We start from the raw sequence: 14029 nt of genomic DNA, 5'->3' as shown, positions 1-14029 counted from the left end.
ATGAGCATGTACCGCGACCTCCACCGGGGTACGGCGAGAGCGACCGTGCTCCGCACGGTGGGCACCCGCGAGCGGCGCTCGCACCTGACGGCGCCCCGCGTCCCCACGGTCGGCATCGACATCGGCGGCACCAAGGTGATGGCGGGCGTCGTCGACGCCGACGGCAACATCCTGGAGAAGATCCGCACCGAGACGCCGGACAAGTCCAAGAGCCCCAAGGTCGTCGAGGACACCATCACCGAGCTGGTGCTGGACCTCTCCGACCGGCACGACGTGCACGCCGTGGGCATCGGCGCCGCCGGCTGGGTGGACGCCGACCGCAACCGCGTCCTGTTCGCCCCGCACCTGTCCTGGCGCAACGAACCCCTGCGGGACCGGCTCGCGGGCCGGCTCGCCGTCCCCGTCATGGTGGACAACGACGCCAACACCGCCGCCTGGGCCGAGTGGCGCTTCGGCGCCGGCCGGGGCGAGGACCACCTCGTGATGATCACTCTCGGTACCGGCATCGGCGGGGCGATCCTGGAGGACGGCCAGGTCAAGCGCGGTAAGTACGGGGTCGCGGGCGAGTTCGGCCATATGCAGGTCGTCCCCGGCGGCCACCGCTGCCCGTGCGGCAACCGCGGCTGCTGGGAGCAGTACAGCTCCGGCAACGCCCTCGTCCGCGAGGCCCGTGAGCTGGCCGCCGCCGAGTCCCCCGTCGCGTACGGCATCATCGACCGCGTCGGCGGCAACATCACCGAGATCACCGGCCCGCTCATCACCGAGCTGGCACGCTCCGGCGACGCCATGTGCGTGGAGCTGCTCCAGGACATCGGCCAGTGGCTCGGCGTGGGCATCGCCAATCTCGCCGCCGCCCTCGACCCGTCCTGCTTCGTCATCGGCGGTGGCGTCAGCGCCGCCGACGACCTGCTGATCGGCCCCGCCCGGGACGCCTTCCGCCGCCACCTCACCGGCCGCGGCTACCGCCCGGAGGCCCGGATCGTCAAGGCGCAGCTCGGCCCCGAGGCGGGCATGGTCGGCGCCGCGGACCTGGCCCGGCTCGTCGCCCGTCGCTTCCGGCGCGCCAACCGGCGCCGGGTCGAGCGCTACGAGCGGTACGCCCAGGCGGGCCGCGGGTGATCACGATGGACCCCGAGCGCACGGCGGCGGAGCCGGAGGAGCCGGGCCGGCCCCGCCCCCGGCACCGCTGGCTCAAGCCCGTCATCGTCTTCCTGCTCATCGCCATCCCGGCCGGCTATCTGTACATCTCCGCGATGCAGAGCCGCGGCGGCAACGGCGACAAGCAGGAACAGGCCGCCGCCACCGGGCTGGAGGAGGGCTGGCCGTCCCGGCTGCAGCGCCGGATCTACGGCGTGTGGGTCCCGCCCTACTCCGAGGACGTCTCCCACTTCGAGACCAACGCGTGGAAGTCCAGCTCGCTGTACCTCCAGTTCACCACCACGCGCGAGGGCTTCGAGACCTTCCTCACGAAGGTCGGCTCCAGCCCCGACGCCCTCAAGGACGGCGACGTCACCATCGACGAGGACGACGCGGCCGAGGTCGACTGGAAGTTCGGCGACGGCCACCACTGGACGGGCACGGTCCGCGAGCAGGACAAGCCCCAGCCGACCCTCGACATCACCGCGAATCTGGACGATCCGGAGCGGCCCAAGGTGTACGTCGTCTCGACGACGACCCCCTGAGGCGCCCCCTGGCACAACCGGTCGACCCGGGGCGCGTCCGAGGTCAAGAGCTCGTCGGCCAACCTCGGTGGCCGAGGCGCGGTCAGCGCCCTTGCGGGGACCACTGGGACAGCGCACGGCGGTCCGTCTTGCCGGATTGGTTGACCGGCAGTGCGGTGAGCGGGACGAAACGGGACGGGACCAGATGGGCGGGCAGTACGCGCCGGGCGTGCGCGGCGAGATCGTGCGGTGAGCCGCCGGTGTTCTCCACCGGCTGCCCTTCCCGTGCACCCTCTGTGCCTTCCGGTGCCAGTGAGGTGTGCGCGTCGTGAGCCACGGTGTAGAACGCGGTGAGCACGGGCTCGTCGAGCTGGCTGAAGGTCCGCACGACGACCAGGTCGCGTACCCCGGGCGTACCGCGCAACTGCGCCTCGACCTCGCCCAGTTCGATACGGAAGCCGTTGATCTTCACCTGGTCGTCGGCCCTGCCCGCGTAGCACAGCGTCCCGTCGGACAGCATCCGGGCCAGGTCACCGCTGCGATAGTGGCGCCGCTCACGGCCGTCGGACGCCGGTAGCAGGGGGAAGCGCTCCGCCGTGGCCTGCGGGCGGTCGTGGTAGCCGGTGGCCACGCCCGCGCCCGACACGAGGATCTCGCCCGTCTCGCCCGGCCGGATGTCCGCACCGTCGTCACCGACCACCCGCATCCGCCAGCCGTCCAGTGGTGTTCCGAGGTCGAGGGCGAAGCCCGCCTCGCCCGGCGCGTCGGCTGGGCGGTCCAACTCCTCGTCGGTGAAGGGCCGGGTGGTGACGAAGACGGTGGTCTCGGTGATCCCGTAGGTGTTGACGAACCGGGTCGACCGCCCGTACGCCGACCGCCAGGCGCGCATGTCGCGCACGTCGACCGACTCGCCGCCGAAGACCACGTACCGCAGCGTGAAAGCGGTGTCCGGACGCAGGGCGGCGAGCCGGGCGAGGTAGCGAAACACCGAGGGGACCACGTTGAAGACCGTGACGCGCTCCCGGGCGAGCAGGTCCAGGGTTTCCAGCGGCGAGGACGCGACGTCCTTCGGGACCACGACCAGCGTGCCGCCGGTCAGCAGGGCGCCCCAGATCTCCCAGACGGAGAAGTCGAACGCGTAGGAGTGGAACAGCGTCCACACGTCGTCCCGGTCCAGTGCGAAGCGTCGTCGGCAGGCCCGGACGAGGGCGACCACGTTGCGGTGCGGCACCACCACGCCCTTGGGCACACCGGTCGAGCCCGAGGTGTGGATGATGTACGCGGGCAGGCCGGGGTCGTCCACGGACGCGTGGTCGGCAGGCGTCGGCCCGTCCGCCCACGCGCCGGCATCCACGCGGACGACCTGGATCCCGCGCAGCGCCTCGGGCACGGGCTGGTCGGAGACGACCAGGGACAGATCCGTGTCCCGCGCGGTGAACAGCAGCCGCTCCGCCGGGTAGCCGGGGTCGAGCGGCACGTAGGTGTGCCCGGCGCGCAGCACGGCGAGCATGGCGACGACGACCTCGGTGCCGCGCTCCAGGTGCAGTCCGATCCGCCGGCCGGGGACCGGGCACGCGTGGCGCAGCACCGCTGCCAGCCGGTCCGCCCGGGTGGAGAGCTGGGCATAGGTCAGCTCGCGGTGCGGGTCGCGGACCGCGACCCGCTGGGGACCAGCGGCGCACTGCCGGTCGAAGAGCAGGTGGATGGGCAGGTCCTGGTCGTGGGCGGAGGAGGCGCCGTCCCCGGTGGCCGGGGCGGGGCGGGTGGTCTCGGGCACGGGGGCCGGTCCTTGTCTGTGCGGACGGTCAGTGGGGAGCGGTACGGACGCCCGGCCGGACGGGCGCCCCCGCGCCGGTACGGCGGATGCCCGTGCGGGTCACAGCGCCAGCCGGACCGAACGGGCGCGCAGCCAGGCGTCGAGCTGAAGCACCATCTCGGTGTCCGCCCGGCCCAGCCAGCCGCCGCGGTCGAGCATGCGGGGGTCGTCGGTCACGCGCCGTGCCGCGGCCAGGTCGAGCAAGGGCCGTACGGGTGCGTCCCGGTCGTCGAGGACCCGGCGCAGCCGGTCTGCCAGCGACTGTTTGTAGCCGGGGTGGTAGGTGATCGGGAACGGCACCTTCGGCCGGTCCAGCACGATGGACGGCAGGAGATCACGGGCGACGGCCCGCAACAGGCTCTTGTCGTGACCGTCGAAGGACTTCATGCGCCACGGGACGTTGTACAGGTAGGAGAACAGCCGGTGATCGGAGAAGGGGAAACGGACGTGCAGCCCGGCGGCCGCGGCCAGCCGTTCGGAATGGTTCACGGCCTGTTCGTACAGGCGCGTCATATGGAAGTAGTCGATCTCGCGGGCCCGGCGGTCCTCGGCCGGCGCGCCCGGCAGGTGCGACACCTCGTCCCGCGCCTCCCGGTAGCGCTCGGCGCAGAACCCGGCCAGGTCGATGTCGCGCATCATCCTCTGGTCGAACAGGCCGTTGCCGATGCCGTTCTCCAGGCCGAAGGCCCGGGCGCGCTCGATCCACGGGAACGTCCGGTGCTCGGTGGCGGCGCGCTCGTCCTCGCTGATCAGACCGCCGAAGACGGCATCGGCCGCCTCGCCGCTCAGAGCCACCGGTGTGTGCTGGGCGACGCTGCGGTAGAACAGGTACGGGGTCAGGTTCTTGTCGCCGAACGGGGACGGGAAGTCCTTGGCGTCCAGCGCCGCGCCGAGGGTGACGGGGTCGGTCAGGGACGCCGGATCGACCAGCACGTCCTGATGGTCGCTGCCGAGGTGGTCCACCACCGCCTGCGCGTAGGGCGCGTCGGGTACGGTCGCGGCGCTGCCGAAGGAGACGGTGAAGGTGCGCGGACCCGTGCCCGTGCGGGCCGCCGTCACGGCGCTCAGCGTGCTGGAGTCCAGGCCGCCGGAGAGCAGTACGGAGGGGGTGCCGCCGGCCGGGCCGGTCTGGCGGGCCACGGCTTCCTCGAGCAGCCCGCGCGCCGTCTCGATGGTCGTGGCCAAGTCCTCGGTGTGCGGGCGTGCCTCCAGGCCCCAGTACCGCTGCTCGACCAGGCCGGTGGGGGAGCAGCGCACGAGGTGTCCCGGGCGCACCTCCCGCAGTCCCCGCAGCGCGGCGCGGCCGGGCGGGCGCACCTGGGCGAGCACCGAGCACAGCCCCTCGGCGTCCAGTACCGGATCGGCCAGCGGGTGGCCGGCCAGCGCCGCCACTTCGGAGGAGAACAGCGCGCCGCCTCCCGGCAGCGGGAGGTAACTCAGGGGTTTGACCCCGAACCGGTCCCGGCACAGCACGAGTTCACGGGTCCGCTCGTCCCAGAGGGCGAAGGCGAACAGGCCGTCCAGCCGTCGGGCGACCTCCCCGCCCCAGCGCAGGTAGCCGTGCAGGACGACCTCGGCGTCGGCCCCGCCCGTGGGGCCACCTCGCAGGCCCAGCTCGGACCGCAGCCGGGCGGCGTTGTCGAGCGTCCCGTCGAACACGACGGCGGCCGGCGGGCGGCCGTCGGCCGTGGTGACGGCGGGCTGGGCGCCGGCCCGGTCGAGGGCGTCGGCGCTGTGGCACAGGACGGCCGACGGCACGCTCCAGTGCCGCACCCCGTGGCCGCCCCGGCGGAGCCGCTCCGCCATGGCCGTCACGGCCGCCGTGACCGGCCCTCCTCGGGTCAGGTCGCGGTCACGGTCGATCCATCCGGCGATCCCGGACATGCTGTCGCCTCTCGTCAAAGGGCCCTGGGAGGGTGTTCAGACCGTGCCGTCCGCGGCGGCCAGGGTGGTCGTGGACGGCACCGGCAGCGCCAAGTCGTCGACGGGGGTGTCGAGTCGGCCGGCGAAGTCGTCGAGCAGCGCGGTGAGGAAGCTGCCGAGCAGCCGGACGTCCTCGGACGAGAAGCGGTCCCCGCGGTAGGACAGCCCGGCGCGCAGCAGGTCCCCGTCCTGGATGACGGTGACGGTGAGCCCGAACTTCGTGTCGTAGTCGAAGCGTTCGTCGGAGAGGAACGGGGTCATCACCGCCGGGCCGATCGGCACCGGTGCGGTGGACCGCGAGCTCATGTTGAGCAGGACGTCGGCGAAGGGGGTGGACCCGGAGCTGCGAGGCGGTCGCAGCCGGGCGACGAGCTCCTCCAGCGGGGCGCCCGGATGGTCGTCCAGCAGCAGGACCGACTCCCGCACCGCGTCCAGGAGTTCACCGAGGCTCTGCCCGTCGCGGCACGTGGACCGCACGATGGCGGTGCCCAGGCGCGGACCGATCAGCCCCGGGAGCGTCCCACCGGACAGGTGCGCCACCGGCATGCCGAACGTGATGTCACCGCTGCCGGTGACCCGGTGCAGCGCGGCGGCCAGCGCCGTCGTGACCGTCATGGACCACGAGGTCCCGCGGTCCGTGCGGACGGCCCGTAGCCGGGGCAGCAGGTCGTCCGGCAGGTCCAGGACGACGGCGCCGTCCGGCTCCGGCCGGGGCGGAGCGGGCAGCGGCAGGCGCGCCGGGGCGCCCGCGAGCCGTGTGCTCCAGAAGTCGACGGCGGCCGTGGCCCGGTCCCGTACCTCCGGGAGCTCGCACGCCGCGACGAACTCGCGGTACTGGTGCGGCGGAGCGACGGCCCCGTCCCCAGCCGGGCCGTTCCCGTCCACCGGGTAGGCCGCGGCCAGTTCGGACGCCAGCACGTGGACCGATTCGCCGTCCAGTACCAGGTGGTGGGCACACACCAGCAGGGCCCGCTCCTCGTCGTCCAAAGTGGCGAGGGCGAATCGGATCAGTCGTCCGCCGGCCGGGTCGAACGGGTCCAGGGCGGCGGCGCGCAGCCAGCCCTCGACGGCCTCGGGCCGCGCGGGGGAGGGCAGCCCCGTGAGGTCGAGGAGCTCCGGTTCGGGACGCCAGGGGCCTTCGACGCGCTGTACCAGGCGGCCGTCGTCGTCGAGGAACCGGGTGCGCAGGATCTCGTGCCGTTCGACCAGCACGGCCAGGGACTCGCGCAGTGCCTCCGGGGACAGCGGTCCACGGATCCGCCAGGCCAGCACGACGTTGTACACCGCGCGGTCCGGTGCCGCGCGTTCGGCGAGCCAGATGCGTTCCTGGAACCCCGACGCGGGGAGGGGGCCGGTGGGCGTGGGTATCCCGTCGGACTGCCGTGGCCGCTCGGGTGCGGCACCGCGGCGCTCGTCGACCAGGGCGGCCAGCTCACCCAGCCGGGGGTGGTCGAACACGTCGCGCAAGGTGATGGTGACGTCCAGCTTTTGCCGTACGTGCGCGGTGAGGACGCCGACCAGCAGCGAGTGCCCGCCCAGTTCGAAGAACGACGCGTCGGCGCCGGGGGGATCGATGCGCAGCACCTCGCCCCAGACGCGGCCCATCTCGTCCAGGCAGGCGGCTGCCGCGGGCTGCCGCGCCGCCTCGGCGTGCGGCTCCGCGCCGGCGTTCCCGAGGAGTTCCAGACGGCCTCCGGGCAGCCTCCTGGCCCACGGCCCGGTCCGCTCCGCGTCGGCTTCCGTGGAGCCCGCCGAGAGCCGCCCCGGTACGCCGGTAGCGGCCGGGTTGCCGTCCTGGTCGAGGACCCGGGCCCGGGTGCCCGGGGGAGGGGTGCCGATGACCCGGCCGGTCGCGTCCGGCCGGGGAGCGGGCGCGGTACCGCTCAACTCCTCGATGCTGAAGAGGCGGTCGTCCGGGTGCGGTCGCCCGGGCCGGTCGTGGCCGTCGGCGGCGGGCCCCGTGTGGGCCTCCGCCGTGTCGTCGCCGCCTTGCCCGGCGGCCGGGTCCAGCACCGCGGCCACGTCCTGGATCCGGCGCCCGGGGTGGGCGCAGATGTCCCGGAGCAGCGCGACGTAGTCCGCGGACATCGCGGTGAGCAGCGTCGGGCCCATGGTGCCGTTCGGGTCCTTCCACAGCACGGACACGCCGCCCTTGTCGCCCCGGAGCATCAGCGCCATGCGGTAGTCGGCGGTGCTCTCCAGGTCACGCATGCTCAGGGTGCGGGTCGTGCCGTCCGGGCCGGTCAGCCGCAGGGCGCGCACGTCCACCGTGGAGTGGCGTCCGGCGTCCCACCACTGGAAGAGGGCCTGGTGGGTGCGGGAATGGGCGTCCGGGCCGGTCAGCCCGGCGGCCCGCATGATCGCGGGCAGCGGCAGCGCACCGTGTCGGAGGGTGTCGCGCATGTCGCGGTCCAGGCGGGTGATCACCGTGGCGTACTCGTCGTGCGCCGTGACCGTCTGGACGACCGGCAGGGCGTTGACGAAGTAGCCGACGGTGTGCCGGGTGCCGGGCAGTACGCGCCCGTGGAAGGGGGTGGACGCCAGCAGATGGTCCTGGCCGCCGTATCGGCGCAGCAGCACGAAGAAGGCGGCGAACATGACGGCGAACCGCCGGACGTCCAACTGTCCTGCCAGGTCGTCGATCCGGGCGAGCAAGGCAGGGTCCAGCCGGCTCCCCAGGACCTGGTATCCCGTGGTCTCTACGGCGGGAGGCAGTTCGAAGGACGGCGGTCGCTCGCTGAAGACGCGTTCCCAGTACCGCCGGTGGTCCTCGCCCTGCGGCCCTTCGGCGAGGGCCTGGGTGTGCTCGGCCGAGGCGCCCAGCTCGGCCGCCTCGGAGCCGCTGCCCAGCTCTTCACCCGCCCAGGCCCGCGTCAGCGCCTCCAACACGGTCAGCACGGACGTGCCGTCGCAGATCAGATGGTGGACCGCGATCAGGAGCAGGGTGCCGCCCCGGTGCCTGATGACGTCCGCGCGCAGCAGCGGCCCGCGCTCCAGCTCGAACGGCCGCTGCCAGGCGGTGCGCGCGGCCTGTTCCACCGGCTCGTCGGTGTACGACTCGGTCACGGTGAAGGGCAGTTCGGCCGACCAGTCCAGGGCCGGCAGGCCGTCGGCGTCGACCACGATCCGGCCGCGCAGCTGCGGGTAGCGCCGGTTCAGTGCGCCGAGTGCCGAGCGCAGCTCGTCGGTGTCGAGGTCGCCCTGTACGTCGAAGGCCAGGGGAATGATGTGCGTCCACTGCTGCGGGTTCACCTGCCAGGCGACCCACATGGCCTGCTGCCCGGGCGACAACGGCACGCGGTGGCCGCCGGAGACGATGCCTGCCTCTTCGGTCGTCATGTTCACCTTCCAGCGCGATGGTTTCGACGTGCGAGCGGGTGCCACGGGGAGAGCGGGCACCACGGGGCCACAAAGGGGTGTCCGGGAACCGATACGAACTCCTCCACGGGGGAATGCGGAGGGCCGTTGTCAAGAATGTGCCAAGGGTTCCGGGCAATTCGCGTGACGGGGTGGAGGGGGGTGGGTGGCTGCTGAATCGACTTCCGCATCAGCGGAATGCCGGACCGTTCGCACAGCCATGGAGTCAGTCAAGCGGAACGCCCGGATCCGTTCACTGCCGCTCAACGATGCTGCACATCGATGCTGCTCATCGATGCCGTTGAGCGCCTCGGCGAAAGGATCTTCGTAACTCTCACACGATATGTGAAGCACCGTCAAGAGATGACTGAATGCCAAGATCGCGTGGCTTGACAGGATGTGGGAATCAATAGGATCTTCGAATCGGGACGTGCTGAAGCCGTCTCGAAACGTTCGTTCACCATGCTCGCGGCCGGCCTTCATCGTGCGTGCATCCGATGGAGACCGGCTCCGCCGGCGCACACAACACCCCCACCGCCGGGACTCCACGGACCAGTTGGCCGTGACCCCCGGTACTTCGTCAGTGCGGTAACCGAACCAGGGAAATCACCAGATGCCCGCTGTCCCACTCTCCCTACCCGAGGCGTTGTCCGAGCAGATCCTGCGCACCCCCGACCAGACGGCGATCCGCGATGCCGAGGGCGTGCTGACCTACCGCGAGCTGCACGAGCGGGTCGCCTACGCCGCCGAGTTACTGCGTGCCGCCGGGGTGCGCCCCGGCGACGTGGTGGGACTCCAGGTCTCCCGCAGCACCTCCGCCGTGGTGGCCCTGCTCGGCGTGCTGGAAGCCGGTGCCGCCTACCTCCCGCTGGATCCCGCCGAACCCGCGGGCCGCGCCGCCGGGCTGCTGGCCGACGCCGGTGCCGAACGCGTGATCGTGGAGGGCGAGGCCCCCACCCCGGGCGCCCCCGGCCCGACGCCGCTGCCCCTCGCGGCCCTCCTCGGCCGTCGGTCCGCCGAGGAAGCCGCACCGAGCGGCCCCACGGACCCCAGTCGCGCCGCCTACGTGATGTGCACCTCCGGCACGACCGGGCGGCCCAAGGCGGTGCCCGTCCCGCACGCCGGGGTCGTACGGCTCGTCCGCGACCAGGGATACGCCCGCTTCGGCCCGCACGACACGGTGCTGCTCCACTCCCCGCTGTCCTTCGACGCCTCCGTGTTCGAGATCTTCTCCGCCCTGCTCAACGGCGGTGAGCTCGTCATCGCACCGCCCGGCCGCCTCTCCCCGGCCGAGACGGGCGAGGTCCTGCGCCGGCACGGGGTGACCACGCTCTACCTCACGGCCTCCCTGCTGCGCCTCATCGTGGACGAGACGCCGGACGCGCTGGCCGGCGTACGACTGCTGTTCACCGGAGGCGAGGCCGCCTCCGCCGACCACCTGGAGCGCCTCCGCCGCGAGCTCCCGGACCGCCGGCTGGTCAATCTCTACGGACCCACCGAGAACTCCGTCGCCACCACCATGTTCCCGGTCGACCCGGACCGCCCGGTCCCCTCGCCGGTGCCCATCGGCATGCCGGTCGACGACGACGAGGTCCACGTCATGGACGAGGGCGGACAGCCCGTGCCGGACGGAACCACCGGTGAACTGTGGCTCGGCGGGCCCGGACTGGCCCTCGGCTACCTGGGCAACGCCGGGCTGACGGAGGCCCGGTTCGTGCCCCACCCGGACGGCGTTCCGGGCCACCGCCTCTACCGCAGCGGCGACCTCGGCCACCGCCGCCCCGACGGCGCCCTCGTCTACGAGGGACGCGCCGACGAGCAGATCAAGGTCGAGGGTCACCGCGTCGAGCCCGGCGAGGTGGAACACGCCCTGAGGCGCTGCCCCCCGGTCGTCGACGCCCGAGTACACCTGTGGGCCGGGCCGGACGGCGACCGACGGCTCGTCGCCCACCTGGTGCTCCGGCCGGGCGCCGACAGGCCGGACCCGTCCGTCGTCCGCACCCACCTCGTGGCACTGCTGCCCGGCTACATGATCCCGGCCCAGTACGTCGTGCTCGACCGGCTGCCGCTGAAGGACAACGGCAAGGTGGACCGGGACCTGCTGCCGCCCCCGCCCGGCGCCCCGGTCCGCGCGACACGCCTGACGCCGACCGAACACGCGGTGGGCGAGATCTGGCGGGAACTGCTGTCCCAGGACGCGGTCGGCCCGCAGGACGACTTCTTCATCTGCGGCGGCACCTCGATCGCCGCCTCCCGGCTGGTCTCCCGCATACGCACCCGCATGGGCGTCGAAGTGCCGCTCGCGGTCGTCTTCGACACACCGACCCTGGCCGCCATCGCCATGGCGGCGGACCGCTCGCGCGAGTCCGCGGCCCGCACGGCGACCGGTCCCGCCCGGGGCGACGCCCCTCTCGCCCCCAGCGGTGCGCCAGGCTCCGCGGTCCCGGACGGCGCGCGGCCGGACCCGGCGGGGTCGGATGCGCGGGCGACGGCCACCGACCGCCTCGCCCACTGCCCCGCCGAGGTCCCGGCCCGCCCGGCCGGCCCGCCCGCCACGGCCCACGTCCAGGAGGTTCCCGTACCGCTGTCGCTTCAGCAGCGGGCGCGGCTGAGCACCAACCGGGCCGCCGCCGACGGACGCACCCAGCCCGTGCTCACGATCCACCGGCTGGAGGGCCCGCTGTCCGAGCCGGCCCTGGGACGTGCCCTCGACGCCCTCACGGTCCGGCACGACGTCCTGGCCACCCGCTACCCCGAGGGACCCGAACCGATCGGCCTCGTGGCGCCCGCCGCCGGGCGGCACTGGCCCCTGGAGGTCCGGCGGACGCCGCCGGGCGCCCTGGACGGCGCCGACGCCCTGGACGCCGTAGCCGACTTCGGGCGGCGCCCCCTCGACCTGGACCGGGGGGACGTGGCCCGCGCGCTCCTGGTCACCGACGGCGACCGGGACCACGTGCTGGCATTGATGGTCGACCACCTCGCCTTCGACGAGATGTCGATGGAGGTCGTGCTGGGCGAACTCGCGGCGCTGTACGGCGAATTCGACGGCGGCCCGCCGGCCGGACTCGAACCCGCCGTCCAGTACCAGGACTACGCGCGCATGCAAGCCGAGTGGTACGCGTCCCCGAGCGGCCGGGACGCGGTCGACCGTGCCGTCGAGGAGCTCTACGCCACGGGCTTCCGCCCGCCGCTCCCGCTGCCCGTCTGCCCGGGCCACGACCCCGCGGCCACCGGAGCCACCCGCACGGTCGAGCACGCGCTGCCGCCCGTTCCGCCCGACACGGTCCGCCGGCTCGCCGCGCGGGGCATCACCCCGTACGGCTTCCACCTGTGCGTCATGGCCCGGGCCGTCTCGCGCTTCACCGGCGACCAGCCGTTCGGCTTCCAGATCTCCCAGTCGGGCCGCCACCTGCCCGGCACCGAGGGCACCGTCGGCTGTCTCACCGAACTGGCCTTCGTCCACTTCGACACGGCCGGACAGGCCGACCCGGCCGACCTGTTCGAGAACACCAGACGCGCCCTCGTGCGCCTGGTCACCCAGCCCCCCGCGCTGGCCGCCGCGCTGGGCCGCCTGCGCGCCGACGGCCGCGCCGAGGAGGTGGCGAAGCTGCGTGACCGGCCGTACCTGCTCTTCCACCACATGGAGACCCCCGTGACCCACCTCTCCCCCCACCTACGGCTCACGGCACTGCGTCCGGCACCCCGCCCCGGGGCCCGCCGCGACCCGGTGCTCTGCGCCAGCATCAGGTCCGGCCCCGACGGGGGCACCGTCTTCGTCGAGTACGTCGAAGCGGCCTACCCCGCGGAGTTCGCCGAGGGGCTCGCGCGGGCCGCGGCCGACGCGACGGCCGAGCTGAGCGCATGGGCCGGTGCCCGGTGAGCGCCGCTTCCGGACGGGGCGGCCGCTCCGCCCTCGACACCGTGGGACAGGCCGCGCTCGCCACCGTGGTGGCCTACACGGCGGTCGGCCTGCGCAACATCGCGCGCTCGGCCCGGTGGAAGAGCCTCGCGAGGGCGGACTTCGCCGCCCGGCACACCGGCCGCGAGACCGGCGGGGCGTACATGTTCCTGCTCGTGCCCGCTCTGCGCGAGCAGGGGGTCATCGAGGGCACCCTGGACCACCTGCGCTCCCTCGACTACCCCGACGACCGCTACGAGATCATCGTGGCCGTCGACGAGAAGGAGACGGGCCCGCACACCACCGCACGCGTGGTGGAGGAGTACGCCAAGCACAACCCCGACGGCGCACCGGTCAGCGTGGTCACCCACCGGGGCCCCGAACAGCGCCGCAGCCTCCAGCTCAACGCCGCCCTCGACCACGTGCGCGAGCGTGTGGCCGAGGAGCCGTTCGACGGTCGGGTGGTCGTCGGGGTCTACGACTCCGACTCGCGCCCCGAACCGGAGTCCCTCGCCTATGTCGACTCCCTGCTGCGCGAACAGCCCGACGCGATGGCCTGCCAGCAGACCGTCACCTACCTCGACAACGACCGTGCACTGACCGGGCGTCGAACGGCATACGCCAACGCCGTCTACCAGAGCCTGTGGAACCACGCCTTCGAGATACCCCGGCTGCTCGCCTCGCGGGACCGGATCGCCGCCGGGCGCCCGTTGCCCTACCCGCCGTACTGCATGGGCCACGGCGAGTTCTTCGACCTGTCGGCCCTGGAAGCGGTGGGCGGGTTCCCGCGCACCGGGCCGTGCGACGGCATCCAGATCGGCTTCGCGCTGTCCCGCGCGGGCATCGCCGTCCACCCGGTGCCCTTCGACGACGCCTGCCAGTCGCCCACCACCCGTGCGGAGATCGTCCGCCAGCACACCTTCTGGTTCTCCGGCAACCTCCAGTTCGTGCGCTGGTACACCCCGCGCTCCTCCGACGCACGGAACCTCCTGCCCGTCCTCACCCACACCGCGCTGTCCGCCAAGTGGCTGTGCCGGCCGGTGGTGTTCGCGGCGGCACTGGCCGGGGCGCACCGCCGGTACGGGTGGCGGGGCAGTGTCGCGCTGGTCACGCTGGTCCAGACGTACTACGAGCTCGGGGCCGAGGCGGTGCGCCGCACCAGCCCGCCCCGGACGGCGGCTGCGGCGAACACGGGGCCGGGCGTCCTGCCGTTGGCCGTGGCCTTCAAATCACTCGGCGCCGCCAACGCGGTGGGCCGGATGCTGCTGGGCAAGTCCACGTTCAACAAGGTCGAGCGTTAGAGAAAACTCCCCGCGGAGTGGCCGTGCCCGGCTGGTGACGTGCCGTGGGCGCGTCAGCCCAGTGCGGCCCGGC

General features: G+C 73.3%; 7 protein-coding genes. 4 read left to right on the top strand and 3 right to left on the bottom strand.

What is annotated here, in order from left to right; all coding sequences use genetic code 11:
* Positions 1-1119 (top strand): ROK family glucokinase, encoded by a 1119-nt coding sequence (locus FHS38_RS22230; RefSeq protein ID WP_184736048.1) that lies wholly within the window; start codon positions 1-3, stop codon positions 1117-1119.
* Between the two features lie 5 nt (positions 1120-1124).
* Positions 1125-1682 (top strand): hypothetical protein, encoded by a 558-nt coding sequence (locus FHS38_RS22225; protein ID WP_184736158.1) that lies wholly within the window; start codon positions 1125-1127, stop codon positions 1680-1682.
* An 82-nt stretch (positions 1683-1764) separates the two neighbouring features.
* Here FHS38_RS22225 and FHS38_RS22220 read toward each other — a convergent pair whose 3' ends face one another.
* From FHS38_RS22220 to FHS38_RS22210, 3 genes are all read right to left on the bottom strand, one after another.
* Complete coding sequence (locus tag FHS38_RS22220) at positions 1765-3438, bottom strand: amino acid adenylation domain-containing protein (protein ID WP_184736046.1); 1674 nt, start codon at positions 3436-3438, stop codon at positions 1765-1767.
* Positions 3439-3537: 99 nt separating this feature from the next.
* Positions 3538-5361, bottom strand: a complete 1824-nt coding sequence (asnB, locus tag FHS38_RS22215) for an asparagine synthase (glutamine-hydrolyzing) (protein WP_184736044.1) — start codon at positions 5359-5361, stop codon at positions 3538-3540.
* A gap of 36 nt (positions 5362-5397) precedes the next feature.
* Positions 5398-8739: a condensation domain-containing protein gene (locus FHS38_RS22210; protein WP_184736042.1), complete on the bottom strand. Its 3342-nt coding sequence runs from the start codon at positions 8737-8739 to the stop codon at positions 5398-5400.
* 631 nt (positions 8740-9370) lie between these two features.
* Here FHS38_RS22210 and FHS38_RS22205 point away from each other — a divergent pair.
* On the top strand, positions 9371-12637 hold the full coding sequence (locus FHS38_RS22205) for a non-ribosomal peptide synthetase (protein WP_184736040.1): 3267 nt from the start codon (positions 9371-9373) through the stop codon (positions 12635-12637).
* Positions 12634-13956, top strand: a complete 1323-nt coding sequence (locus tag FHS38_RS22200) for a glycosyltransferase family 2 protein (RefSeq protein WP_184736039.1) — start codon at positions 12634-12636, stop codon at positions 13954-13956. The genes FHS38_RS22205 and FHS38_RS22200 overlap by 4 nt, the downstream gene beginning before the upstream one ends.
* Positions 13957-14029: the final 73 nt, after the last annotated feature.

Origin of the sequence: Streptomyces netropsis (assembly GCF_014203545.1) — a bacterium.
Lineage (GTDB): Bacteria > Actinomycetota > Actinomycetes > Streptomycetales > Streptomycetaceae > Streptomyces > Streptomyces netropsis.
Note: the sequence above shows the minus strand (reverse complement) of the source record. Positions and strands in the feature narration are given on the sequence as shown.

Excerpts from the sequence above, each read along its gene's own strand:
- FHS38_RS22230 (WP_184736048.1), top strand. The coding sequence starts at position 1 with ATGAGCATGTACCGCGACCTCCACCGGGGTACGGCGAGAGCGACCGTG.
- FHS38_RS22225 (WP_184736158.1), top strand. The coding sequence starts at position 1,125 with ATGGACCCCGAGCGCACGGCGGCGGAGCCGGAGGAGCCGGGCCGGCCC.
- asnB (WP_184736044.1), bottom strand. The coding sequence starts at position 5,361 with ATGTCCGGGATCGCCGGATGGATCGACCGTGACCGCGACCTGACCCGA.
- FHS38_RS22210 (WP_184736042.1), bottom strand. The coding sequence starts at position 8,739 with ATGACGACCGAAGAGGCAGGCATCGTCTCCGGCGGCCACCGCGTGCCG.
- FHS38_RS22205 (WP_184736040.1), top strand. The coding sequence starts at position 9,371 with ATGCCCGCTGTCCCACTCTCCCTACCCGAGGCGTTGTCCGAGCAGATC.